21 protein-coding genes are annotated in these 23,965 nt (G+C 63.2%); 5 read left to right on the top strand and 16 right to left on the bottom strand.

Features of this window, described 5'->3' with window-relative positions; translation table 11 throughout:
* Position 1: 1 nt before the first annotated feature.
* Positions 2-1,006, top strand: a complete 1,005-nt coding sequence (locus ACSFA3_RS01515) for a Bug family tripartite tricarboxylate transporter substrate binding protein (RefSeq protein WP_435503641.1) — start codon at positions 2-4, stop codon at positions 1,004-1,006.
* Positions 1,007-1,022: 16 nt separating this feature from the next.
* Here the strand turns inward: ACSFA3_RS01515 and ACSFA3_RS01510 are convergent, their stop codons facing one another.
* From ACSFA3_RS01510 to guaB, 3 genes are read right to left on the bottom strand one after another with little or no spacing between them, the layout of a single operon-like run.
* Positions 1,023-2,315 (bottom strand): M16 family metallopeptidase, encoded by a 1,293-nt coding sequence (locus tag ACSFA3_RS01510; protein ID WP_435504923.1) that lies wholly within the window; start codon positions 2,313-2,315, stop codon positions 1,023-1,025.
* 35 nt (positions 2,316-2,350) lie between these two features.
* Positions 2,351-3,964, bottom strand: a complete 1,614-nt coding sequence (gene guaA / locus ACSFA3_RS01505; protein ID WP_435503640.1) for a glutamine-hydrolyzing GMP synthase — start codon at positions 3,962-3,964, stop codon at positions 2,351-2,353.
* 8 nt (positions 3,965-3,972) lie between these two features.
* Positions 3,973-5,442 (bottom strand): IMP dehydrogenase, encoded by a 1,470-nt coding sequence (guaB, locus tag ACSFA3_RS01500; protein ID WP_435503639.1) that lies wholly within the window; start codon positions 5,440-5,442, stop codon positions 3,973-3,975.
* A gap of 83 nt (positions 5,443-5,525) precedes the next feature.
* Between guaB and ACSFA3_RS01495 the strand changes: the two genes are divergently transcribed.
* Positions 5,526-6,068, top strand: coding sequence for a DUF4124 domain-containing protein (locus ACSFA3_RS01495; RefSeq protein ID WP_435503638.1), 543 nt, complete (start codon positions 5,526-5,528; stop codon positions 6,066-6,068).
* A 29-nt stretch (positions 6,069-6,097) separates the two neighbouring features.
* Here the strand turns inward: ACSFA3_RS01495 and ACSFA3_RS01490 are convergent, their stop codons facing one another.
* Together ACSFA3_RS01490 and ACSFA3_RS01485 are read right to left on the bottom strand one after the other, a co-directional pair.
* Positions 6,098-6,433: an RnfH family protein gene (locus tag ACSFA3_RS01490; RefSeq protein ID WP_435503637.1), complete on the bottom strand. Its 336-nt coding sequence runs from the start codon at positions 6,431-6,433 to the stop codon at positions 6,098-6,100.
* Positions 6,430-6,876 (bottom strand): type II toxin-antitoxin system RatA family toxin, encoded by a 447-nt coding sequence (locus ACSFA3_RS01485; RefSeq protein WP_435503636.1) that lies wholly within the window; start codon positions 6,874-6,876, stop codon positions 6,430-6,432. Before ACSFA3_RS01485 ends, ACSFA3_RS01490 begins: the two co-directional genes overlap by 4 nt.
* A 63-nt stretch (positions 6,877-6,939) precedes the next feature.
* Here ACSFA3_RS01485 and smpB point away from each other — a divergent pair, with 63 nt between their 5' ends.
* The 3 genes from smpB (at position 6,940) to ACSFA3_RS01470 (ending at position 8,523) form a co-directional block, all read left to right on the top strand.
* Positions 6,940-7,416, top strand: coding sequence for an SsrA-binding protein SmpB (gene smpB, locus ACSFA3_RS01480; RefSeq protein WP_435503635.1), 477 nt, complete (start codon positions 6,940-6,942; stop codon positions 7,414-7,416).
* A gap of 17 nt (positions 7,417-7,433) precedes the next feature.
* A complete protein-coding gene (locus ACSFA3_RS01475; RefSeq protein WP_435503634.1) occupies positions 7,434-8,003 on the top strand; it encodes an LbetaH domain-containing protein in 570 nt (189 codons plus the stop codon).
* A gap of 130 nt (positions 8,004-8,133) precedes the next feature.
* A complete protein-coding gene (locus tag ACSFA3_RS01470; RefSeq protein ID WP_435503633.1) occupies positions 8,134-8,523 on the top strand; it encodes a COG4315 family predicted lipoprotein in 390 nt (129 codons plus the stop codon).
* 79 nt (positions 8,524-8,602) lie between these two features.
* On the opposite strand, the gene typA is transcribed toward ACSFA3_RS01470, so the two are convergent.
* The 11 genes from typA to ACSFA3_RS01415 form a co-directional block, all read right to left on the bottom strand.
* Entirely contained in the window at positions 8,603-10,426 is a 1,824-nt protein-coding gene (gene typA, locus ACSFA3_RS01465) for a translational GTPase TypA (protein ID WP_435503632.1), read from the bottom strand.
* Positions 10,423-11,406 (bottom strand): tRNA pseudouridine(55) synthase TruB, encoded by a 984-nt coding sequence (truB, locus tag ACSFA3_RS01460; RefSeq protein ID WP_435503631.1) that lies wholly within the window; start codon positions 11,404-11,406, stop codon positions 10,423-10,425. Before truB ends, typA begins: the two co-directional genes overlap by 4 nt.
* Before the next feature lie 2 nt (positions 11,407-11,408).
* Positions 11,409-11,780, bottom strand: a complete 372-nt coding sequence (gene rbfA / locus ACSFA3_RS01455) for a 30S ribosome-binding factor RbfA (protein WP_435503630.1) — start codon at positions 11,778-11,780, stop codon at positions 11,409-11,411.
* Positions 11,781-11,810: 30 nt separating this feature from the next.
* Entirely contained in the window at positions 11,811-14,789 is a 2,979-nt protein-coding gene (gene infB / locus ACSFA3_RS01450) for a translation initiation factor IF-2 (protein WP_435503629.1), read from the bottom strand.
* A 24-nt stretch (positions 14,790-14,813) separates the two neighbouring features.
* On the bottom strand, positions 14,814-16,298 hold the full coding sequence (nusA, locus tag ACSFA3_RS01445) for a transcription termination factor NusA (protein WP_435503628.1): 1,485 nt from the start codon (positions 16,296-16,298) through the stop codon (positions 14,814-14,816).
* An 18-nt stretch (positions 16,299-16,316) separates the two neighbouring features.
* Positions 16,317-16,979, bottom strand: a complete 663-nt coding sequence (gene rimP, locus ACSFA3_RS01440; protein WP_435503627.1) for a ribosome maturation factor RimP — start codon at positions 16,977-16,979, stop codon at positions 16,317-16,319.
* A 177-nt stretch (positions 16,980-17,156) separates the two neighbouring features.
* Positions 17,157-18,404 carry a YbfB/YjiJ family MFS transporter gene (locus tag ACSFA3_RS01435; RefSeq protein WP_435503626.1) on the bottom strand — a complete coding sequence of 416 codons (1,248 nt, stop codon included), beginning with the start codon at positions 18,402-18,404 and terminating at the stop codon, positions 17,157-17,159.
* Positions 18,405-18,420: 16 nt separating this feature from the next.
* A complete protein-coding gene (locus tag ACSFA3_RS01430) occupies positions 18,421-20,052 on the bottom strand; it encodes an ABC transporter ATP-binding protein (protein WP_435503625.1) in 1,632 nt (543 codons plus the stop codon).
* A complete protein-coding gene (locus ACSFA3_RS01425) occupies positions 20,049-21,119 on the bottom strand; it encodes an ABC transporter permease (RefSeq protein ID WP_435503624.1) in 1,071 nt (356 codons plus the stop codon). Before ACSFA3_RS01425 ends, ACSFA3_RS01430 begins: the two co-directional genes overlap by 4 nt.
* Entirely contained in the window at positions 21,085-22,119 is a 1,035-nt protein-coding gene (locus ACSFA3_RS01420) for a microcin C ABC transporter permease YejB (RefSeq protein WP_435503623.1), read from the bottom strand. The genes ACSFA3_RS01425 and ACSFA3_RS01420 overlap by 35 nt, the downstream gene beginning before the upstream one ends.
* A gap of 25 nt (positions 22,120-22,144) precedes the next feature.
* Positions 22,145-23,950, bottom strand: coding sequence for an extracellular solute-binding protein (locus tag ACSFA3_RS01415; protein WP_435503622.1), 1,806 nt, complete (start codon positions 23,948-23,950; stop codon positions 22,145-22,147).
* Between the last annotated feature and the right edge of the window lie 15 nt (positions 23,951-23,965).

Raw genomic sequence — 23,965 nt, 5'->3', positions numbered from 1 at the left:
CATGTCCACAACTCCGCTTTCCATGACCACGGCGCGCCGGCATGCCGCCGCGTTCGCTTTCCTGCTGGCCGCGTCCTTCGCCGCTCTGGCGCAGCCGACGGCATGGCCCTCGGAGCCGATCACGGCGGTCGTGCCGTTTTCGGCGGGCGGCAGCGTCGACGTGGCCGCGAGAATCCTCATGCCCAAGCTGGCCGAGCGGCTGAAGCAGACCATCGTGATCGAGAACACCGTCGGCGCGTCCGGCACCATCGCGACGCAGCGCGTCATCCGCGCGCGCGCCGACGGCTACACCATGCTCTTCGGCGTCGCAAGCCCGGTCAGCGTGGCGCCGCTGGTGTCGTCGAACATCTACAGGTACGACGCACTGAAGGAGCTCACGCCGGTCGTTCCGGTCGCGGCTTCGCCGTTCGTCCTCGTGGGCAAGCCCGACCTTCCGGCGCGCAATGCGGCGGAACTGGTCAAGCTCGTCCACAGCCAGCCCGGCAAGCTCAATTTCGGCACCGACGGCATCGGCACCGGCCTGCATGTGACGGCCGAGATGATCAAGCAGCAGGGCGCGCTGGACATGGTGCACGTGCCCTACAAGTCGGGACCGCAGGTGCTGACCGAACTTGCCGGCGGGCAGATCGACCTGGCGGTGCTACCGGTCGCGCTGGTGCAGGCTTTCATCCGCGACGGCAAGGTCCGCGCCTACGGCGTTACTTCGCGTCAACGCTGGGCCACGCTGCCGGAGGTGCCCAGCCTCGCGGAAACAGCCGAATTCAGGACGCTCGACGTCGAATCGTGGCAAGGCCTGCTGGTTCCGGCGAAGACGGATGCGGCGATCGTCGAACGGCTCGCCCGCGAGATGACTGCGGTATTGGCGGACCCCGTGACGGTCCGGCGGCTCGCCGACGCCGGCTTCAAGCCGATGTCGATGACGCCTGCGCAATTCGCGACCTATCTGGCGGACGAGCGCCGCGACCTCACTCGCATCATCGCGGCGGCTGGGATCAAGGTCGAATGAGCGAAGCCTGGCCTGCTCAGCCGGCCAGGCTCGCCGCCAGACGACGAGCGGTTCGGGCGCTGGCGCCCTTTCCGGTGATCGCAATCGCCGGCGGATTGGCCAGCATCCGCTTGAAAACGGCCTGCACTTCGTCGGCTCCGATGTCCTCGATAATCGCCATCGCATCGGCCATCGGCGTCACGGTTCCGCTAGAGAAAAGCTCTTCGACAGCCTGCTCCATCGTTGCGTAGGTCCGCTCTCCGGCGCGCACCCGCGAGACGGTCAGCTGGTTCTTGGCCCGCTCCAGATGCACCGGGTCGGTGGCTGCCGCCTGCGAACGCAGCAAATCGCCCGTTGCCGCAACCAATGCATCCAGCTTGTCTGGCGTCGTGACCGCGTGCACCACGAAGTTGGCCCAGACGTCGCCGCCGTCCATCGTGGAATGCGCGGTGTAGGCCAGCCCGAGCTGCTCCCGCACGGTATCGACCAGCGGAGAAGACATTCCGCCGCCGAAGAGGTTGGCAGCCACCGCGGCGGCCAGGCGCCAGCGCTGCTGCGACATCGCGTCTTCGGTTTCAGTTTCGGGCGCGAGCGGATAGGCGAGGTTCAGAAAGACCTGGGATACCTGCGTGAAACGCTTGGCCAAGGCATGGCCGACATATTTCGCGGCGACCGGCGGCAGGGAGACATTCGGCTCGGTCGACCGACGCATCGTTGCGAACAGTTCGCCAGCCACCGCCATCCAGCCTTCCACATCGAAATTTCCGGCCGCCACCACGACCGTTTTTCCGGCGGCATAGTGGGACTGCACATGGCGCAACAGGTCGTCGCGCGTGAATCCCTCGATGTTCTCCACGGTGCCGATCACCGGCATGCCCATCGCATGGTCGCCCCAGATCGCGCGGTCGAGCAAATCGCTGGAACTGTCCTCGGGATCCTCTTCGTATTCGATGGCTTCCTGGCGGATCACGTCGAGCTCGCGTTGCAGTTCGGCGTCGGGGAAAGTGCTGTTCAACACGATGTCGGCCGTCATGCGCAAGAGCTGCTCGGCGTGGCGGCCCAGACCGGTCATGAAATAGCCGGTCATGTCCTTGCCAGTGAACGCGTTGACATCCGCGCCCAGCCGCTCTGCGTCCAGATTGATGGCCTGCACCGAGCGGGTGGCCGTCCCCTTGAAAGCCATGTGTTCCAGGACATGCCCGATGCCGCTGGTGGCCGCTGTCTCGTCGCGGGAGCCGACGCGCAGGAAGACGCCGACGCTCACGCTTTGCACATGGGGCATGGGAATGGCGAGGAGCCGCACCCCGTTGGAGAGGGCGCGCAGAGCGATGCTCTGGTCGATATTGAGGTCTGGGTCGATCGATTTCACTCCCACTCGATCGTCGCCGGCGGCTTGCTGCTCACGTCGTAGGTCACGCGGTTGATACCCCGCACTTCATTGATGATCCGGCCCGACACCTTCTTCAGCAGCGCGTATGGCAGCTCCGCCCAGTCAGCCGTCATGAAGTCGCTCGTCTGCACCGCGCGAAGCGCCACCACGTAATCGTAGGTCCGCCCGTCGCCCATCACGCCGACGCTTTTCACCGGCAGGAACACTGTGAACGCTTGGCTGGTGAGCTCGTACCAGTTCTTGCCGGTTGCCGGATCGACGAAGTTCCGCAACTCCTCGATGAAGATCGCATCCGCGCGACGCAGCAGGTCGGCATATTCCTTCTTGACTTCGCCGAGGATCCGAACGCCGAGGCCCGGACCCGGGAACGGATGCCGATACACCATCGCGGGCGGCAGACCGAGCGCCACGCCGAGTTCGCGGACTTCGTCCTTGAACAGATCGCGCAGCGGCTCGAGCAGCTTCAGGCCCAGCTGCTCAGGCAGGCCGCCAACATTGTGGTGGCTCTTGATCGTCACGGCCTTCTTGCTCTTGGCACCACCGGACTCGATCACGTCGGGGTAGATCGTTCCTTGCGCCAGCCACTTCGCGCCCTTGGCGCCTGCGCTGGTCAGCTTGGCCGCTTCCTGCTTGAACACGGTGACGAATTCCCCGCCGATGATCTTGCGCTTGGCTTCCGGGTCGCTCACGCCGGCGAGCTTGCCGAGGAACAGATCGCTGGCATCGACACGAATCACCTTTGCGTGAAGCTGGCCGACGAACATGTCCATGACCATGTCGCCTTCGTTGAGTCGCAGCAGGCCATGGTCGACAAAGACGCAGGTCAGCTGGTCGCCGATGGCACGATGGATCAGCGCCGCAGCGACCGACGAATCGACGCCGCCGGACAGGCCGAGAATCACTTCCTCGTCGCCCACCTGCTCGCGGATCTTCGCGACGGCTTCCTCGACGTGGTCGCGCATGACCCAGTCGGATTGCGCCTTGCAGATGCCGAGCACGAAACGGTCGAGGATCGCCTGGCCCTGCAGCGTATGCGTGACCTCGGGATGGAACTGCACCGCATAGAAATGCCGCGCTTCATCGGCCATGCCGGCGATCGGACAGCTTTCGGTGCTGGCCATCAGCTTGAAGCCAGGCGGAAGTTCGGTGACCTTGTCGCCGTGGCTCATCCAGACGTTCAGCATGCCGGCGCCGTCTTCGGTCGTGAAGTCGGCGATGTCCTTGAGCAGATCGGTGTGACCGCGCGCGCGAACCGCCGCAAAACCGAACTCGCGCTTGTGCCCGCCCTCGACCTTGCCGCCAAGCTGGTAGGCCATCGTCTGCATGCCGTAGCAGATGCCGAGCACCGGCACGCCCAGCTCGAAGACAGCCTGCGGCGCCTTGTCGGTCGTGTCTTCGTACACGCTGGCGTGGCTGCCGGAAAGGATCACGCCCTTGAGCGAGCCGTCCTTTGCGTATTCGCGAATCCAGTCATCGGTGACGTCGCACGGATGCACTTCGCTGAGCACATGTGCCTCTCGCACCCGGCGTGCGATGAGCTGGGTGACTTGCGAGCCGAAGTCGAGGATGAGAATCTTGTCGTGTTGCATGCTGTGGATCACTCAGCCCGGTAGTTGGGCGCTTCTTTCGTGATCTGTACGTCGTGGACGTGACTCTCGCGGATGCCGGCGGTGGTGATTTCCACGAACTCTGCCCGGTTCTGCATGTCCTCGATGGTCGCGCAGCCGCAGTAGCCCATGCTTGCACGAACACCGCCGGCCATCTGATAGATGATCGACACGATCGAGCCCTTGTACGGAACGCGGCCTTCGATGCCTTCGGGCACCAGCTTGTCGGTGTTGGGGTTGCCGGTCGTCGATTCCTGGAAATACCGGTCGGCGCTGCCCTGCTGCATCGCACCGATGGAGCCCATACCGCGGTAGCTCTTGTAGCTGCGGCCCTGGTACAACACGATCTCGCCCGGCGCCTCTTCTGTGCCGGCGAACATGCTGCCCATCATCACCGTGCCAGCGCCGGCTGCAATCGCTTTGGCGATGTCACCCGAGTAACGTACGCCGCCATCGGAAATCAGCGGCACGCCGGTCCCCTGCAAGGCAGTTGCGACGCTGTCAACAGCCATGATCTGCGGCACGCCGACGCCCGCGACGATGCGGGTAGTGCAGATCGATCCGGGGCCGATACCGACCTTGACCGCATCCGCGCCGGCATCGGCGAGCGCTCGCGCCGCGTCGCCGGTGGCGATGTTGCCGCCGATCACGTCGATCTGCGGATAGTTCTGCTTCACCCAGCGCACGCGGTCGATCACGCCCTTGCTGTGCCCATGCGCGGTGTCGACGACGATGGCGTCCACACCTGCGCGCACCAGCGCCTCGACGCGCTCTTCGGTGCCCTCGCCGACGCCGACTGCCGCGCCCACGCGCAGACGACCGCTCGGATCGCGCGCCGCATTGGGAAAGCTGGTCTGCTTGGTGATGTCCTTGACCGTGATCAGGCCCTTCAGCTCCCAGGCGTTGTTGATGACGAGCAGGCGTTCGAGCTTGTACTTGTTCAGCAGCGCCTTGGCATCGATCAGCGTCGTGCCGTCGGGCACGGTGATGAGCTTGTCGCGCGGCGTCATGATCTCGGTGACGGGCGCGTTGTAGCGGGTCTCGAAGCGCAGATCGCGGCCAGTCACGATGCCGATCACGCGGCCCGCGTCGACCACCGGAAAGCCCGAAATGCCGAGCTGTTCCGACAGCGCCATCACCTCGCGCACGGTGTGCGTCGGCGTGATGACCACCGGATCGCGCAGCACGCCCGATTCGTAGCGCTTGACCCTGGCCACTTCGGCGGCCTGCTGCTGCGCGGTGAGATTCTTGTGAACGATGCCGATGCCGCCTTCCTGCGCGATCGCGATGGCGAGGCGGGCCTCGGTCACGGTGTCCATCGCGGCTGAAACCAGGGGCAGGTTCAGTGCGATGTTGCGGGAAAATCGGGTGGCGAGGGAAGTGTCCTTGGGCAGGACCTGGGAGAACGCTGGCACCAGCAACACATCGTCGAAGGTGAGCGCTTTGCCGAGAAGGCGCATGACTGAAGCTCCAAAAGACGGATTGTAACGAGACCTCCATGACAACCCCGATCGCATCCCGATCCGGCGCTAAACTGCCGCGCATGAAAACGTCTCATCCACTGGTCATGGCTCTCGTTGCTTCATTCCTCGCCCTGCCGATGGCGGCGAGCGCGCAGTGGCAATGGATCGACAAGCAGGGAAAGAAGGTGTTCAGCGACCAGGCACCGCCTCCCGATGTTCCCGAGAAGAACATCCTGCGTCGCGCCGGCGCGCCACTGTCCCGGCCCGGCATCGATTCGTCGTCCTCGACGCAGTCGACACCGTCGACCCAGGATTCTGCAGCGGCATCTCCGCGCGGCGCGGCCAGCAGTCCGCCGAAACCGTCGGGTGTAGACAAGGAGCTCGAAGAAAAGACCCGCAAGGCCGAAGCCGAAGAAAAAGCCCGTCAGGCAGCCGAAGCGGAGAAAGTCGCCAAGGCCAAGGCGGACAACTGCAGCCGGGCGCGCCAGGGCAAGGCGACGTTCGACAGTGGCATTCGCGTTGCGCGGCTGAATGCGCAAGGCGAGCGGGAAATCATGGACGACAAGGCCCGCGCTTCCGAGAATCAACGCCTGCAAACGGTGATCGATAGCGACTGCAAGTAGCACATCGCCTGGAGCCATCGCAGCCCGGGTCAGTAACCCGACTTGCCGCCTTCGCGCTGGCGTGCAAAAAGCCCGGTACCCCGCGTGCCCTGCTTCTGAAAACGTTCGCGCCGCGCGACTTTCGGATCGACAAGCAGCGGCCTGCACAACTCGATCCGCTCGCCGCCGAGAAGCAGCCGGTCCCAATCCGATGCGTTGCCCCAGATGCCGGGCGTCATCGCCTGCCAGTCCAGCCCGGGATATTCGACGCGGATCCGGCTTGCTGCAACGGCATCCTTCGCGGTCGCGCCCGAACCGAGCACCAGAACCTGTTCGAACATCTCGCGCGGTGCCGGCGAATAAACCAGCGTGACTTCGACGCTCACGTCTTGCCGTAGACCTGCTCGGCACGCTTCACGAAAGCCTCGACGAGACTGGACGCGATCTTGTCGAACACCGGCCCGACGATGGCTTGCAGCGCGAAATTGCTGAAGCCGTAGGTCAGGTCGAGCTCGACGCGGCAGGCGCGCTCGCCGGCTTCGCCGACCGGATTGAATTTCCAGGTGCCGTCGAGATTGGAAAACGGGCCCTTCACCAGCTTGAGCCGGACCTCGCGGCCGGGAACGTGGGTGTTCTGCGTGGTAAAGCCCTGGTGGATGCCGCCGAATGCAAGGCCGATTTCGGCAGTCATGCTGTTGTCGCCCTCCTCGATTACGCGCGACGCATCGCACCAGGGAAGAAATTCGGGATATTTCGCCACATCGGTGACCAGCGCATACATCTCTTCGGCGCTGTACCAGATGAGTACGGACTTGTGAACGGTTTTCATAGAATCTGCACTGTGTGTGCGATTCGATTGTATTGATGCCATGCGCCCTTATCTAAAACCGACATGGCCACCAAGAAACAAGAAACTCCTTCGCGCATCGCCGACAACAAGAAGGCCGCGTACAACTACTTCTTCGAAGAGCGATTCGAGGCCGGCATGGTGCTGGAAGGCTGGGAGGTCAAATCGCTTCGTGAAGGCAAGGTGCAGCTGACCGACGGCTACGTGATGATCCGCGACGGCGAGATGTTCATCGTCGGCTGCCAGATCAATCCGCTGCGCAGTGCCTCCACCCACACCACACCCGATTCGATCCGCACCAAGAAGCTGCTGCTGCATCGCGAGCAGATCCGCAAGCTCACCAACAAGATCGAGCAGAAGGGCTACACCCTGGTGCCGCTGAATCTGCACTGGAAAGCCGGCAAGGTGAAATGCGAGATTGCGCTGGCCAAGGGGAAGGCCGAGCACGACAAGCGCGACACCATCAAGGATCGCGAAGGCAAGCGCGAAGTCGAACGCGCCATGAAAAGCCGCACCCGCTAAGAACAGGAAATCACACCATGGCATTGCAACCCCTGGACGCCGAACGCTTCAACCAGAAAGGCGACGGCCCGAGTTTCTCGCTGTCGAACCGTATCGAGCGCGCGCTCTGGATCATGAGCTGGGCGATTCTTGCGTCCTGGACGCCGCCGCCGCTGCGCGCATGGCGACGATTCGTGCTGCGCTGTTTCGGAGCCAAGCTAGGCACCGGCGCGGACGTGCGTGGCGGCGCGCGCATCTGGTATCCGCCGCACCTGCACATGGGCGACGGCGCCGTCATGGCAAAAGACGTCAACTGCTACAACATGGCGCCTATCCACATCGGTGCCGGCGCCATCGTCTCGCAAGGCGCACACCTGTGCGCCGGCAGCCACGACATCACATCGCAGGTTTTCCAGCTGACGACGCGTCCCATCACCATCGGCGCCAGGGCCTGGATCGCTGCCGAAGCGTTCGTCGGCCCCGGTGTGGAGGTCGGCGAAGGCGCCGTGCTCGGAGCGCGAGGCGTCACTTTCCGCTCGCTCGATCCCTGGACCGTTTACGCGGGCAATCCGGCCCAGCGCATCAAGCAACGCGTGATGCGAAGCTGAAGAACGCCGCCGAAATCTGTCGGCGCCTGGCTACACGCTCGTAGGCGGACAGCTCTGCTCTTTATCGGCGCGTAGGGCTAGACTTCGCGCCCGCATGCGTGTTTTTGTCTTTTAACCGAAGGTGATTTTTATGAAACTGCTCAGCGCCACCATCCTCGCCGCCGCCATTCTTTCAGGCTGCGGCAGCATGTACCCCTCCAGCGCCATGCGCGACACACCGACGCGTACGGCAGACGGCGTGCTGGTCGGCCCGACCGGGATGACCCTGTACACCTTCTCGCGCGACACCGTCGGCAACGGCAAGTCGGTCTGCAACGGCCCGTGCATCGCCAATTGGCCGGCCCTGATGGCGCCCGAAACCGCACGGCCCATGGGCGACTACAGCGTCGTGACGCGTGACGACGGCAAGATGCAGTGGGCCTACAAGGGCGCACCGCTCTACTACTGGGCCAAGGATGCAAAGTCCGGCGACCGTACCGGTGACGGCGTCGGCGGCGTCTGGAAAGTCGCTCGTCCCTGAACGGCTTCCGGATAACACCGGATCCTCATAAAAAAAGCCGGCGCATGCAAATGCGCCGGCTTTTTTCGATCCTGCGGGATCAGCGGCTTGCGCGCTTGCGATCGCTTTCCTTCAGGTGACGCTTGCGCAGACGCACGCTCTTCGGCGTGATCTCGACAAGTTCGTCGTCCTCGATGAACTCGACGCCGTATTCCAGCGTCAGTTCGATAGGCGGCGTGATCTTGATCGCATCTTCCTTGCCCGAAACGCGGAAGTTGGTCAGCTGTTTGGTGCGGGTGGCGTTGACCACCAGATCGTTGTCACGGCTGTGGATGCCGACGATCATGCCTTCGTACACCGGATCGTTGGCGCGCACGAACATGCGGCCACGGTCGTCCAGCTTGCCCAGGGCATAGGTGAAGATTTCGCCATCGTCCATGGAAATCAGCACGCCTTGCTTGCGACCGCCGATGTCACCCTTGTGCGGCTCATAGCTGTCGAAGATGTTCGAGATCAGGCCCGAACCGCGCGTCAGATTCAGGAATTCGTTCGTGAAGCCGATCAGGCCGCGCGCCGGAATGCGGTATTCGAGACGGACACGGCCACGGCCGTCCGGCTCCATGTTGACCAACTCGCCCTTGCGCTCGCCCAGGGCCTGCATCACGCCGCCCTGATGCTGCTCTTCGATGTCGGCGGTCACCAGTTCGATGGGCTCGTGCTTCTCGCCGTCCACATCCTTCATGACGACGCGTGGCTTGCTCACCGCCATCTCGAAACCTTCGCGACGCATGTTTTCCAGCAGGATGGTCAGGTGCAATTCGCCGCGACCCATGACTTCGAAGATACCTTCTTCATCGGTTTCGCTGACGCGCAGCGCCACGTTGTGCTGCAGTTCCTTCTGCAGGCGGTCCCAGATCTGGCGGCTGGTGACGAACTTGCCTTCGCGACCGGCCAAGGGGCTGGTATTCACGCAGAAATTCATCGTCAGCGTCGGTTCGTCGACCTTCAGCATCGGCAGCGGCGCCGGCTTGGCCGCATCGGTCACGGTCACGCCGATGTTGAGGTCAGGGATGCCATTGATCAGCACGATCTCGCCGGGGCCGGCTTCGGTCGCCTGAACGCGCTCCAGACCCTGGAAGGTCAGCACCTGGTTCACGCGACCCTTGATCGCCTTGCCGTCCGGACCCTCCATGACGACGACGTCCATCATCGGCTTGATCGTGCCCTGGCTGATGCGACCGACGCCGATACGACCAACGAAGGTCGAGAAGTCGAGCGCCGAGATCTGCAGCTGAAGCGGTGCTTCAGGATCGCCCTTCTGGGCCGGAACGTGATTGAGCACGGTGTTGAACAGGGCCGACATGTCGGGACCCCACTGCTCGCCCGGCGCACCCTCTTCCATCGAAGACCAGCCGTTGATGCCCGACGCGTACACGACCGGGAAATCCAGCTGTTCATCGGTTGCGCCGAGCTTGTCGAACAGATCGAATGCGGCGTTGACGACGAAATCGGGACGTGCGCCCGGCTTGTCGACCTTGTTCACGACGAGAATCGGCTTGAGTCCGAGGGCCAGCGCCTTCTTGGTCACGAAACGCGTCTGCGGCATCGGGCCTTCCTGCGCATCGATCAGCAGCACCACACCGTCCACCATCGACAGCGCACGCTCCACTTCACCGCCGAAGTCGGCGTGACCGGGGGTGTCGACGATGTTGATGTGCGTACCTTCCCAGGTCACGGCGCAATTCTTGGCAAGGATGGTGATGCCCCGCTCTTTTTCGATGGCGTTGTTGTCCATCACCGTGTCGACGACTTTCTCGTGCTCGGCGAAGGTGCCGGACTGGCGCAGCAACTGGTCGACCATCGTGGTCTTGCCATGGTCCACGTGGGCAATGATGGCGATGTTGCGGATTTGCTTGATGCTCATGATGTCGTTTCGCAGAGGTTTGCGTTCAGGGACGCAGTCAAAAGGATTTGCTGGATTTCGATAGGGTTCAGCAAGCGACCCGGGATCAATTCATTGGCCGTGACATGGGCCGTACCGAGAAAGGCAGCAGGTTCATCGCCGAAGACAGCGACTTCGGCAGCGTCCGCCCACTCGCCGCGCCGGCGTAGACCGGAGAGGAAGCGCGCTGCATCTTCCGTGCCCAGCGTGACACGGCTGTGGCCGGCTACGAGACATTCGGCAGGCTGCAACTGCGCCAGTCGATCTTCCTCGCTCATGGCTTCGAGCGCCTCGAGCGTGATGCACTGCGATTCGCCGAAGTTGCCTGTGGCAATCCGACGCAGGGATGTCAGGTGCGCACCGCAACCGAGCGCTTCGCCGATGTCTTCGCCAAGCGTGCGAATATAGGTGCCCTTGCTGACTTTCGCGGTGATGCGCAGGTCCCGGACGACACCCGAAACATCTTCGAGCGGCATCACGTCAAGTGCGTAGATCACGACGTCGCGCGGTGCCCGCTCGACTTCGATGCCCTCGCGCGCGTATTCGTACAGCGCCTTGCCGTCTTTCTTCAACGCGCTGTGCATCGGCGGAACCTGCCGGATCGGTCCGGTGAACAGTGTCTGCACCCGCGCAAGATCGACAGATGTGACGTTCACTTCGCGCTCGGCAATCACCTCGCCTTCAGCGTCGCCGGTCGAAGTCTTGACGCCCAAACGCGCAGTGGCAACGTAGGTCTTGTCGGCATCCAGATGCAGCTGACTGAACTTGGTCGCCGCACCGAAGCACAGCGGCAAAACCCCGGTCGCAAGCGGATCGAGCGTGCCGGTATGACCCGCTTTTTCGGCCCGCAGCAACCACTTGGCCCGTTGAAGGGCTTGGTTGCTGGAGAGTCCCAACGGTTTGTCGAGCAGCAACACCCCATGCACGGGGCGCCGCTGCACCCTGGTGCGTGGCGCGTTCATGCCTACTCGTCCTTGGAGCGGGAAGCGACGGCCTGGGCGATGAGCGCGTTCATGTCGGCCGCACGCTCGGTGGTGCGGTCGAACAGGAAATGCAGCGTCGGCACGGTATGGATATGGATGCGCTTGAACAGGCCGCTGCGCAGGAAGCCTGCAGCCTGATTCAACGCTTCGGTCGTCGCGGCGACGTCGCCAGTGAGCACGCTGAAGTAGACCTTCGCGTGCGCATAGTCGGGCGTTACCTCGACCGCCTGGATCGTCACCATGCCGACGCGCGGGTCCTTCAACTCGCGCGCGATCAACTCCGTCAGATCCCGCTGGATCTGATCGGCGACCTTGAAGGCGCGGTTGGGGGCGGCTGCTTTGCGTTTGGGCATGTATGTCGGCGTTGAGTAGTCGTCCGGCGCTTAGAGCGTCCGTGCGATTTCCTTGATCTCGAAGAATTCGAGCTGATCGCCTTCTTTGATGTCGTTGTAGTTCTTGAGCTTGATACCGCACTCGAAACCTTCGCGGACTTCGCGAACGTCGTCCTTCATGCGCTTGATCGAGTCGACTTCGCCGGTGTAGATCACCACGTTGTCGCGCAGCAGGCGGAAATGCGCACTGCGGTTGACCGAGCCCGAGGTAACGTACGAACCCGCAACCGTACCGATCTTCGAAGCGACGAACACCGTGCGAATCTCGGCGGAACCGATGATCTCTTCGCGACGTTCGGGCGCGAGCATCCCGGACATGGCGACCTTGATCTCGTCCACAGCGTCATAGATGATGCTGTAGTAGTTCAGCTGCACGCCGTTGTTCTCTGCCAGCTTGCGTGCGCCCGCATCGGCACGCACGTTGAAACCGATCACGATAGCCTTCGAGGCGATGGCGAGGTTGATGTCGCTCTCGCTGATGCCGCCGACGCCGGCATACACCATCTGGACCTTGACTTCCTCGGTAGCCAGCTTGAGCAGCGACTGCGCCAATGCTTCCTGCGAACCTTGAACGTCGGCCTTGATGATGATCCGCAGTGTCTGCACTTCGCCTGCGGACAGGTCGGTGAACATGTTCTGCAGATTGGACGCCTGCTGCTTTGCCAGCTTGGTGTTGCGGAACTTGCCTGCACGGTAGGTCGCGATTTCACGCGCCCGGCGCTCGTCGGACATCACCATGAAGTCGTCGCCGGCTTGAGGCACTTCGGTCAGGCCCTGGATCTCGACCGGGATCGACGGACCTGCCGTCTTGATCGCCTTGCCGTTCTCATCGAGCATGGCGCGAACACGACCGTAGGTCGAACCCGCCAACACCACGTCGCCCGCCTTGAGCGTGCCGGACTGGACGAGCACCGTCGCGACCGGGCCGCGACCCTTGTCGAGTTGTGCTTCGATGACCAGACCCTTGGCTGCAGCGTCGACCGGTGCCTTGAGTTCCAGCACCTCGGCCTGCAGCAGCACCTGCTCGAGCAGATCGTCGATGCCCTGGCCGGTCTTGGCCGACACCTGCACGAACGGCACTTCTCCGCCGTACTCTTCAGGCACGACCTCTTCGGCAACGAGCTCCTGCTTCACGCGGTCGAGGTTGGCATCCTGCTTGTCGATCTTGTTGATCGCGACCACGATCGGCACACCGGCAGCTTTCGCGTGCTTGATGGCTTCCTTGGTCTGCGGCATGACGCCGTCGTCGGCCGCCACCACGAGGATGACGATGTCGGTGGCCTGCGCACCGCGGGCACGCATGGCGGTGAACGCCTCGTGACCCGGAGTATCGAGGAACGACACCATGCCGCGCTCGGTCTGCACGTGGTACGCGCCGATGTGCTGCGTGATGCCGCCGGCTTCGCCTGCAGCGACCTTGGCGCGACGGATGTAGTCGAGCAGCGAGGTCTTGCCGTGGTCGACGTGACCCATGACCGTGACCACAGGTGCACGCGGCAGGGATTCGCCGGTGTGGGCGCTGACGTCTTCGTCGGTGAAGGCTTCCGGGTCGTCCAGCGCGGCGACAACGGCCGTGTGGCCCATGTCTTCCACGATGATCATCGCGGTGTCCTGGTCGAGCGACTGGTTGATGGTCGCCATCATGCCGAGCTTCATCAACTGCTTGATGACTTCCTGCGCCTTGACGGCCATCTTGTGCGCGAGTTCCGACACGGTGATGGTTTCGGGCACATGGACTTCAAGCACGCGTGCTTCGACCGGTGCGGCCTGAACATGCTCTTCATGACCTCCGCGGTCGTTGCCACGGCGACCGCGAGGGCCTCCGCGCCAATTGCCGCGACCGACTCCGCCGCTGGCATCGCCACGGGTCTTGATTTCCTTCTTCTTCGCAGGATCGCCGGCCCAGCTCGACGAGAGCTTGGCGGACTTGACATCCTTCGTGGCACCTGGCGCAGCGACAGCAGCGCCGGGAGCGACCGGAGCGCCTGGTCGCGCAGGTGGCGCCACCGGCTTGTGCAGCGTGCCCTTGACCGCAGGCTTCGGCACTTCCTTCTCGGGTGCCTTGTGTGGCACCAGCACGCGGGCAGGCGCGTTCATCATTGCGCGAATGGCTTCGGCTTCGGCAAGCGCCTTGCGGCGGCGTTCGTCGAGATCCTTGGCACGTGCGGCTTCTTCGTCGGCACGGGTCTTGGATTCGGCAGCGGCCTTGGTCCTGGCATCTTCGCGCACTTGCGCAGCAGCGGCGTTCGCTGCTTCTGTCGCCGCCTTTGCAGCTTCCGAGGCAGCCTTTTCAGCTGCAGCCCTGTCGGCAGCAACGGTGTTGGTCATCGAAACCCGCTCGCCCACTCTCGGCGTATTTTCGGCACCCTTGGCAGGAGGCGGAGGAGAAGCGGCTTTCTGCTTGGCTGCGGCTGCTGCCTCGGCTGCTGCACGCGCCTGCTGTTCTGCCTTTTCGGCGCGCTCGGCCTGTTCGGCCTGTTCACGGGCCCTGGCTTCGGTTTCTTCGCGTTGACGGCGCTTTTCGACCAACTCTTCCTCCTGGCGACGAATCAACTCAGCCTGGCGGCGCGCTTCTTCCTCGCGTCGGGTGAGTTCGGCTTCATCGATTTTCGGTGCGGCAGGCGCTGCCGCTTCGGCTTGCACGGGTTCGGCAACAGCTGCCGGTCCTTCATCGCGCTGGATGAACGTGCGCTTCTTGCGCACCTCCACCTGGATCGTGCGTGCACGGCCCATCGCATCGGCCTGCTTGATCTCGCTGGTGGATTTCTTCACGAGCGTGATCTTCTTGCGTTCAGGCTCGGCCGTACCGTGGCTGGCCTTCAGGAATCCGAGCAAGCGTTGCTTGTCCGACTCGGTGAGCGCATCGGAGGGTGCCCCTTTGGGCACGCCTGCGCTCTTGAGCTGGTCAAGCAAGGTTTCGGGGGTCTTCTTGAGTTCGTTCGCGAACTCGGCGACTGTGGTGCTGGACATATGTGCTTCGTGCCTCCATGACCGTCACTCTTGGCCCGCGAACCAATGTTCACGGGCTTTCAAGATGAGGGCTTTGGCGTCATCGGCGCTGTGGCCGGTGATCTCGGTGAGTTCGTCGACCGCGAGGTCGGCCAGGTCGTCGCGGGTGTGGACACCCGCCTCGGCCAGTTTCGGAATGAGTTCGGCGTCGAGGCCTTCGAGGTCGCGCAGGTTCTGCGAGACGCCTTCGGCATTTTCTTCCCGGGCGATTTCCATCGTGAGCAACGCATCCTTGGCGCGGGTGCGTAGCTCGTTGATCGTGTCTTCGTCGAAACTTTCGATTTCGAGCAGTTCGGAGATGGGCACGTAAGCCACTTCTTCCAGACTGGTGAAGCCCTCGTTGATCAGGATGTCGGCGATTTCCTCGTCCACATCCAGTTTTTCGATGAACAGTTTGCGGCTCGAATCGGTTTCGAGCGCAAGCTTCTGAGCGGACTCGTTCGCATCCATGATGTTGATCTTCCAACCCGTCAGGTCGGAAGCGAGCCGTACGTTCTGCCCGCCGCGCCCGATGGCGATCGCGAGGTTCTCCTCGTCGACGACCACGTCCATGGCATGCTTCTCTTCATCGACCACGATCGACGAAACGTTGGCCGGCGCCAGTGCGCCGATCACGAATTGCGCCGGATCTTCGCTCCAGAGCACGATGTCGACACGCTCGCCCGCGAGCTCGTTGGTCACGGCGTTGACGCGGGTGCCGCGCACGCCGACACAGGTGCCGATCGGGTCGACGCGCTTGTCGTGCGAAAGCACGGCGATCTTGGCGCGCGAACCGGGGTCGCGGGCGCAGCTCTTGATCTCGAGCAGACCCTGCTCGATCTCGGGCACTTCCTGGCGAAACAGTTCGATCATGAAAGCCGGCGCAGAGCGCGACAGGATGATCGGTGCGCCGCGCAGCGTGAGGTCGACTTCCATGATCATGGCGCGCACACGGTCGCCATTGCGCAGATTTTCCTTGGCGATCATCTCGCTGCGACGCAGACGTCCTTCGACGCGACCGGCTTCGACGATGATGTCGCCCTTGTCCAGACGCTTGACGGTGCCGACGAAGATCTTGTCGCCGCGCGACATGAAATCGTTGAGCAGCATCTCGCGCTCCGCGTCGCGGATCTTCTGGAGGATGACCTGCTTTGCCGCCATTGCGCCGATACGACCGATAGGCACCGAATCGACGGTTTCCTCGATGTACTCGTCGACCTCGATGTCGGGCATTTCTTCTTTTGCTTCGAACAACAGGATTTCCTGGTCGGGCAATTGCAGGCCTGCTTCATCCGGGACGACATGCCAGCGACGAAAGGTTTCGTATTCGCCGCTATCGCGGTCGACTGCCACGCGGATGTCCACGTCGCCCTGGTGGAGCTTCTTGGTGGCTTGCGCCAGTGCGGATTCGACCGCGCCGAAAACCACGTCGCGCTCGACGTTCTTCTCGCGCGAGATCGCATCCACCAACATCAACATTTCGCGATTCATGCCACTACGCTCCTCTTGTCAGTCCGACACTTCCGTGCCGCCAATGTCCGAAAAACCTTCAGCCTGCGTGTCTGCATGCACATCCGAAGGAAAACCCTCTGGGGTTTTGGCCCTGCGGCCCTTGAAATCCACGATCGGCGCGAGCCGCGCTTCGCGCAGCTCGTCCAGAACGAAGCCCAGCGCCTGCAAAGGCGCCAAAGCTCGCTTCTTGCTTATCTTCTGTCCTGGCTTGGCTACCGGCGCATCGCTCCAGACGATTTGCCATCCGCCGCCCTCGGCACGCTCGAGCGTGCCGCGAAACTTCTTGCGACTGGCAGACACCTGCCCGGCCGCAGCCGCACCCATCGGCGCTTTCAGCGTGACGTCGATGATCTCGCCGACGAAACGCTCAAAATCCTTCTCGCCACGCAAAGGCCGATCGATACCGGGCGAGGACACCTCGAGCCGCTTGTATTCGGCACCATCGACTTCCAGCGTGAACTGAAGCTGGCGCGTGACCTTTTCACAATCCTCGACCGTGATGAACGGTTCGGGCACACCCGCCGCAGCAGCCTCGGAGCTTGGGGCAGTCCATGGCAAATCAATCGTCACACGCAGCAATCCACCGGCCGAGCGTTCGATCTCGATCAGGTCGTAGCCGAGACCGGCCACGGTTTGCTCCACTGTCTGCTGCAATGCCACGTGTTTGAAATTACCTTTGGTGTTGCCCGACGCTTTTGCTGGCAGCCCACGCCTGCAGCATCGAGAATGCTTCGACCAATAAAAAACGGGCGGTTGGTACCCGCCCGTTTGGTCGTGAGCCCTTGATTATATGCCAAATGCTTCCTCGATCGAGGGGCATTAGACCTACAACACGTATTAAGCGCGTTCGTTCAGCGCTTCGATGCGCGAATTCCAAATCGATGCGCGCCGCCAGACGACAAGGAACAGGATCGAGCCGACGGCTAGCACAAAAGCCGCCGCCAGCAACGGCACTGCAAACGAACCGGTTCGCTGAGCCAGCGGGGCCGCAAACAAAGGCCCGAGAATTTGGCCCACGCCATAAGCTGCCGTGCAATAACCGATCAATCCCGAGGCGGAATTGCCGCGCAATCGCCGCGCATCTCGCATTGCAAAAAACGTGATTGCGGTAAACGGCATTCCAAGCAGCAGGCTGCCGAGCGCAAAGCCTGCAATGGTCGGCCACGCGACCGAAAGCACCACCCCGGCCGCCTGCATTGCGTAGGCGACCGACAACAGCAATCTATTGTCCAGCCGCGCCGGAGCCTGGGCGCCGATCAAAGCGCCGGGAACGATCGCCAGACCGAACAGCGGCCAGAAATAATCCGGCCACGGCGAACCCGGCAAGGCCTGTCGCGCGATGACCGGAAGAAACGTCGCGGTGATGATGTAGCCGAATCCCGCCAGCCCATACAGACCGATCAGCCAGCGCGCATCGCTGCGGTTCTGTTCGGTGACGACCGGCGCGGCAGGTGCCATAGCTGCGATTCCGGGCTCGGATCCAGGCACGAGCAGCGCCTGACCGTCGTCGAATATCCGCCAGATCGCCGCGACGAGCAGGATGGCCACCAAGCCGAAACCGATCCATGCCGTGCTCGACCCCCAGTGCCCGATCGCACCGCCGAGCAGCCCGGTGACCGCGATCCCGATGCCCGGTCCGGTGAAGATCACGCCGCCGAGCGTGGGCATTCCGGTTTCGGCGAGCCGTCGCAATCCCCAGCCCGACGCGAATACGAACGCCCAGGCACTCATCACGCCGGCGGCTGTGCGCAACACGCTCCACATCGTGAAATCCTTCAGCAGACCCATGCCGATCAGCAGGGCCGAAGTGGCGATCAATGCGCCGCGCACCATCAGCGGAGCGCGGACGCGAATTGCCGCGCAGGACAAGGCACCGAGGAAATAGCCGAGGTAATTGAAGGACGCCAGGAGGCCGCCGCTCTGCAGGTCGAGCTTTCCCTCGTGCAGCATGATCGGCAGCATCGGCGTGAATGCAAACCGCCCGAGGCCCATCGCCACCGCAAGCGTCACCATGCAGGCCAGCGCAGCGCGCCATGCGCCCCGGCGGTCGTACCCGAGTACGCCGGATGTTCCGATATTCGACATTTTTCTCTTCTTGTTCTCAGTCGGCCAATGCGGCTGCGACCAGCTTCTGTGTGTACGGATGCTCCGGCCGATCCAGTACCTGCTCGACGGGGCCGGACTCGAGGATCGCACCGTCTTTCATGACGATCACCCGATGCGCCATCGCTCGGATCACTTCGACATCATGGGTTATCAGCAGGTAGCTCAAAACGCGTTCTCGCTGAAGTCGCTGCAGCAATCCGAGCACCTGCTTCTGGATCGTGACGTCCAGCGCGCTCGTCGGCTCGTCCAGGACCAGCAGTTTCGGATCGACGATCAGCGCCCGCGCGATGGCGAGCCGCTGTCGCTGCCCGCCGGAAAACTCGTGCGGATAGCGATCGAGCAGCGCCGGAAATTGCGCCTCGGTCAATCCGACGTCCGTCAACGCCGCGAGCGAACGGACGCGCCGCGCTGCCGGATCAAGTTCCGGCGCGTGAACGGTCAAGCCCTCGCCGACGATCTGCTCGACCGTCATGCGCGGCGACAGCGAAGAGAACGGGTCCTGGAAAACGACCTGCATCACGCGCCGCAATGCGCGGTCGGCTGCACCGCCTTCGCCCCAGGACCGCCCCGCGACGGTCAGCGCGCCCTCGTGGCGAAGCAGACCCAGCGCTGCGAGCGCGAGCGTCGACTTGCCCGAACCCGACTCGCCGACGACGCCCAGCGTTTCGCCCGGCGCGATCCGGAAGTCGGCGCCCTCGACAGCCACGAACGCTCCCTTGCTGAACCAGCCTCGGATTCCGGCGATCGGGACCGGGTAGCTCACGCGCAAGGCACTCGCCGCGAGCACTGGATTCTTCGTGTCCGCACTGTCCAGAGTCACCACGTCACGATTCGGCCGGCTGTCGATCAGGCGGCGCGTGTACGGATGCTGCGGCGCATCGAACACCGCCGTCACTTCGCCCTGCTCGACGATGTTGCCGCTTTCCATGACCGCGACGCGGTCGGCGAAACGCCGCACGAGGTTCAGGTCGTGCGTGATCAGCAGCACGGCCATGCCGTACCGGCGCTGCAGATCGGCCAGCAATTCGAGGATCTGCGCGCGCACCGTGACGTCGAGCGCCGTGGTCGGCTCGTCCGCCAGGAGCAGGCGCGGCTTGCAGGCGAGCGCCATGGCGATCATGGCGCGCTGGCGCTGGCCGCCCGAAAGCTGGTGCGGTAGCGCCCTCGCCCGCCGCGCCGGCTCCGGAATACCGGTGTCCGCCAGAAGCTGCACCGCAGCCTCGTGCGCGGCGCGCTTCGACAACCCCTCGTGCAGTTCCAGCACCTCCGCGACCTGATCGCCGACGCTGTAAAGCGCGTTCAGCGCGGTCATCGGCTCCTGGAAGATCATGGCGATCTCCTTGCCGCGCACGCCGCGCAGCGCCTGCTCGGGCATCGAGAGCAGATCGCGTGATGCTCCGGTGCCGGCTCCTGCACCCACGGCACGCAGCCCTGCGAAATTGGCCGCGCCGCCAATCTCGGCGTTCTGCACCAGCCGAAGCAGGCTCAGCGCGGTGACTGTCTTGCCCGAACCCGATTCGCCGACGAGCGCAAGCTTCTCGCCGGTCGCAATCGAGAAGTCGATTCCGTGCACGACTTCCTTGTCGCCGAAAGCGACGCGCAGTCCGCGAACATCCAGAAGCTTCATTTGTCTGCCTTCCGCGGATCGAGCGCATCGCGCAGCGCGTCGCCCATGAAAGTGAGCAACATCAGCGTGACGACCAACACGCCGAAGGTCGATAGCGAAATCCACCAGGCGTCGATGTTGGCCTTGCCCTGGCTCAGCAATTCGCCGAGCGACGGCGTTCCGGGCGGCACGCCGAGCCCGAGAAAATCGAGCGAGGTCAGCGCCAGGATCGCAGCGCTCATGCGGAACGGGAGAAATGTGACGACCGGCGTCATGCTGTTCGGAAGGATGTGGCGCCGCATGATCTGGAAATTCGACACGCCGAGCGCTCGCGCGGCGCGCACGTAATCCATCTGGCGGTTGCGCAGAAATTCGGCGCGCACGTAATCAGACAGGCCCATCCAGCCGAACAGGCTGAGCAGCACCAGAAGCAGCGCCACGCTCGGCGCGAAGATCGCGCTGAAGATGATCAGCAGATACAACTCAGGCATCGATCCCCAGATCTCGATGAAGCGCTGGAAAGCCAGGTCGGTCTTTCCGCCGAAGAAGCCCTGGATCGCGCCGGTAATGACGCCGAGCACCACGCCGATGACGGTCAGCGCCAGCGCGAACAGAACGCTTACGCGAAAGCCGTAGATGAGCTGGGCGAGAAGATCGCGCCCGCGGTCGTCGCTGCCGAAGAAGTTTTCGCGCGACGGGGCGGCCGGATTGGGCGAGGTCGCGAAGTAGTTCAATGTCTTCGGGCCGTAGGGGTTCGGCGCGTACACCGCCCAGCTGCTGCCTTCGGTGATGCGTTCGCGGATGAACGGATCCAGGTAGTCGGCCGGCGTTTCGAAGTCGCCACCGAAGGTTTTCTCGGAGTAATCGCGCAGCACCGGAAAATAGGTCTGGCCTTCATATCGGACGATGAGCGGCTTGTCGGTCGACAGGACTTCTGCAAACAGGCTCAGAACGACCAGGGTCGTGAAGACGACAAGACTCCAGAAGCCCAGCCGGTTGCGCCGGAAACGCAACCAGGCGCGGCGGCCGGGACTGGGCGACACCGTCACCGGGCTAGTCGAACTTGACACGTGGGTCCACCCAGACATAGCAGAGATCGCTGACCAGCTTGGTGACCAGCCCGATCAGCGTGAAAAGATAGAGCGTTCCAAGCACCACCGGATAGTCGCGCCGGATCACGCTTTCATAGCTCAGCAGGCCCAGTCCGTCGAGCGAGAACAGCGTCTCGATCAGTAGCGAGCCAGTGAAGAACGCGCCGATGAACGCAGCCGGAAAGCCGGTGATGATCGGGATCAGGGCATTGCGGAACACGTGCTTCCACAACACCTGTCGCTCCGACAGCCCCTTGGCCCGCGCGGTCAGCACGTACTGTTTTCGGATTTCTTCGAGGAACGAGTTCTTGGTCAGCATCGCCGTGACCGCGAAGCTGCCGAGCACCATCGCCGTCACCGGCAGTGCGATGTGCCAGAGGTAATCGACCGTTTTCGCACCCCAGCTCAGCGAATCCCAGTTCGGCGATGTCAGGCCGCGCAGCGGAAACCACTGCAACTGCCCGCCGAAAACGACCAGCAGCGCCACCCCGAGCACGAAGCCGGGGATCGCATAGCCGATCAGCACGATCAGCGTGGTGACGAAATCGAAGCGCGAACCGGCCCGCACCGCCTTCGCGACGCCGAGCGGCACCGCGATCAGGTAGCTGATGAAGAAAGTCCAGAGGCCGAGGCTGATCGACACCGGAAGCTTTTCCTTCACCAGTTGCCAGACATCCTTGTGTTGATAGAAGCTGGTGCCGAGATCGAAGCGCGCAAACGACTTCAGCATCTGCCAGAAGCGCTCGACCGGCGGTTTGTCGAAACCGTAGAGCTGACGGATTTCGGCGATGCGCTTGTCGTCCAGGCCTTGACGGCCGCGATAGCCGGCACCGGATGTCGCGGCACGCTCGCCGCCCGAATCGCGCCCTTGCAACTGCGCCACCATCTGCTCGACCGGCCCGCCCGGCACGAACTGGATGACGACGAAGGTCAGCAGCAGCACGCCGAAAAGCGTCGGCACCATGAGCAGCAGGCGCTTGAGGATGTATGCAGCCATCTGTGCTTGTTCGGAAGGGTCGAAGTTACTTGTTGGCGGGCGAGGCCCACCAGGTGCTGAAAGCCCAGCTGTCCGGCTGGTAGTACGGCGGAATCGTCGCCGGAAGCACGAACGGTGCCGGACGATAGCCGATCAGGAACGCGTCGCCGTAGTACTGCGGCACCGAGTAGTAGCCATGCGCCAGCACCCTGTCGAGCGCACGCAGCGCGGCACCGAGTTCGGGCCGCGTCGTCGCAGCCACCACCTTCTGCAGCAGCGCATCGACCGCCGGATCGGCGATGCCCCAGATGTTTGACGAGCCATTCGTCGCTGCGGCCTTCGAGCCGAAGAGTTCCAGCAATTCGCCGCCCGGCGCCGTGCTGCCCGGCAAGCGCGTCGTCGTCATCTCGAACTGGAAGTTTTCCATGCGTTGCTGCGCCAGCGAGAAGTCGACGGTGCGGAAGCTCATGGCGATGCCGAGTTTCTGCAGCGATGTCTGGAACGGCGTCGCCACTCGGATCAGAGAGGGCTGGTCATTGAGGAATTCGATCGTGAAAGGCTCGCCCTTGCTATTGCGCAGCGCGCCGTCGCGATAGGTCCAGCCGGCCTCGGCAAGAAGGTCGCGCGCCTTGCGCAGGTTCTCGCGCAGGCTGCTCGGTGGCAAGGTGCTCGGCGACTTCGCCGCCGGTCCGAAGACCTCGGGATGCAGCCGGGCACGCAACGGCTCCAGCAGTGCGAGTTCTTCAGGCTTGGGCAAGCCTTCGGCGTGGAATTCGCTGTTGGGGAAATAGCCTTCGACCCGTTTGTAGAGGCCATAGAAAAGTTGCTTGTTGAGCCATTCGAAATCCATCGCCAGACCGATAGCCCGGCGCACCCGGATGTCCTGGAACTTCGGGTTGCGCAGATTGAAGACGTAGCCCTGGAAATCGCCCGGGTTGCGGTTCTCGAAAGCGCGCTTGATCACCTGGCCGGAACTGAACTGCTTTCCGGTGTACTGCCGCGCCCAGTTGCGCGAGGTGAATTCGCGCATGAAGTCGTATTCGCCGGCCTTCAGGCCTTCGAAGCGAGAAGTGTCGTCGAGGTAGATCTTGAAAGTGATGCGGTCGAAGTTGAACATGCCCTTGCGGACCGGCAAATCCGCACCCCAATAGCCGGGATCGCGCGTGTAAGTCACGTCGCGGCCCATGCGCGGATTGGCAATCCTGTACGGGCCGGAGCCGATCGGCAGCTCTGTCGTGATCTGGTCGAAGGCCTTGCCCCGGCCCCACGCCCGGCTGAAGACCGGCATGCCGCCGACCACCAGCGGAAGCTCGGCATTGGCGCTAGCGAAGTCGAAGCGGACGGTGCGTTCGTCGAGTGCCGCGACGTCCTTCACCTCCGCATAGATCGTGCGAAACTGCGGCGCAGCTTCCTTGCTGATCAGCGTCTTGAACGAATGCACGACATCGGCTGCCAGCACCGGCGTTCCATCATGAAAGCGCGCCTTGGGATTCAGGCGGAACGTGACGGAGCGCTTGTCCGCGGCGACATCCACATCTTCCGCGAGCAGCCCGTAAGCGGTCGTCGGCTCCTCGGAGTTGCCGGTGAGCAGGCTTTCGATCATCAGGGTACCGATGCCGTACGGTGCCGCGCCCTTGAGCGTGAACGGATTGAACTTGTCGAAATTGGTCGGCCGGGTGGGCGGCACCATGCGGATCTCGCCACCCTTGGGCGCAGCCGGATTCACGTACCCGAAGTTCGTGAATCCCGGCGCGTACCTGACATCGCCGAACTGAGCGTAGGCGTGGGCGGACCACGCAGGATTCGCCAGCAGTGCCGAGAGCACCGGCACCAGGAGCAGCCAAATTCGCATGCGAGAATTCTGCAC

The sequence above is a fragment of the Variovorax glucosi genome (assembly GCF_051216695.1).
Classification (GTDB): domain Bacteria; phylum Pseudomonadota; class Gammaproteobacteria; order Burkholderiales; family Burkholderiaceae_C; genus Variovorax.
This window is presented reverse-complemented; position numbering and strand designations above follow the sequence as displayed.

Excerpts from the sequence above, each read along its gene's own strand:
- ACSFA3_RS01515 (WP_435503641.1), top strand. The coding sequence starts at position 2 with ATGTCCACAACTCCGCTTTCCATGACCACGGCGCGCCGGCATGCCGCC.
- guaA (WP_435503640.1), bottom strand. The coding sequence starts at position 3,964 with ATGCAACACGACAAGATTCTCATCCTCGACTTCGGCTCGCAAGTCACC.
- guaB (WP_435503639.1), bottom strand. The coding sequence starts at position 5,442 with ATGCGCCTTCTCGGCAAAGCGCTCACCTTCGACGATGTGTTGCTGGTG.
- ACSFA3_RS01495 (WP_435503638.1), top strand. The coding sequence starts at position 5,526 with ATGAAAACGTCTCATCCACTGGTCATGGCTCTCGTTGCTTCATTCCTC.
- ACSFA3_RS01485 (WP_435503636.1), bottom strand. The coding sequence starts at position 6,876 with ATGAAAACCGTTCACAAGTCCGTACTCATCTGGTACAGCGCCGAAGAG.
- smpB (WP_435503635.1), top strand. The coding sequence starts at position 6,940 with ATGGCCACCAAGAAACAAGAAACTCCTTCGCGCATCGCCGACAACAAG.
- ACSFA3_RS01475 (WP_435503634.1), top strand. The coding sequence starts at position 7,434 with ATGGCATTGCAACCCCTGGACGCCGAACGCTTCAACCAGAAAGGCGAC.
- ACSFA3_RS01470 (WP_435503633.1), top strand. The coding sequence starts at position 8,134 with ATGAAACTGCTCAGCGCCACCATCCTCGCCGCCGCCATTCTTTCAGGC.
- typA (WP_435503632.1), bottom strand. The coding sequence starts at position 10,426 with ATGAGCATCAAGCAAATCCGCAACATCGCCATCATTGCCCACGTGGAC.
- truB (WP_435503631.1), bottom strand. The coding sequence starts at position 11,406 with ATGAACGCGCCACGCACCAGGGTGCAGCGGCGCCCCGTGCATGGGGTG.
- rbfA (WP_435503630.1), bottom strand. The coding sequence starts at position 11,780 with ATGCCCAAACGCAAAGCAGCCGCCCCCAACCGCGCCTTCAAGGTCGCC.
- infB (WP_435503629.1), bottom strand. The coding sequence starts at position 14,789 with ATGTCCAGCACCACAGTCGCCGAGTTCGCGAACGAACTCAAGAAGACC.
- nusA (WP_435503628.1), bottom strand. The coding sequence starts at position 16,298 with ATGAATCGCGAAATGTTGATGTTGGTGGATGCGATCTCGCGCGAGAAG.
- ACSFA3_RS01435 (WP_435503626.1), bottom strand. The coding sequence starts at position 18,404 with ATGTCGAATATCGGAACATCCGGCGTACTCGGGTACGACCGCCGGGGC.
- ACSFA3_RS01430 (WP_435503625.1), bottom strand. The coding sequence starts at position 20,052 with ATGAAGCTTCTGGATGTTCGCGGACTGCGCGTCGCTTTCGGCGACAAG.
- ACSFA3_RS01425 (WP_435503624.1), bottom strand. The coding sequence starts at position 21,119 with ATGTCTGGGTGGACCCACGTGTCAAGTTCGACTAGCCCGGTGACGGTG.
- ACSFA3_RS01420 (WP_435503623.1), bottom strand. The coding sequence starts at position 22,119 with ATGGCTGCATACATCCTCAAGCGCCTGCTGCTCATGGTGCCGACGCTT.
- ACSFA3_RS01415 (WP_435503622.1), bottom strand. The coding sequence starts at position 23,950 with ATGCGAATTTGGCTGCTCCTGGTGCCGGTGCTCTCGGCACTGCTGGCG.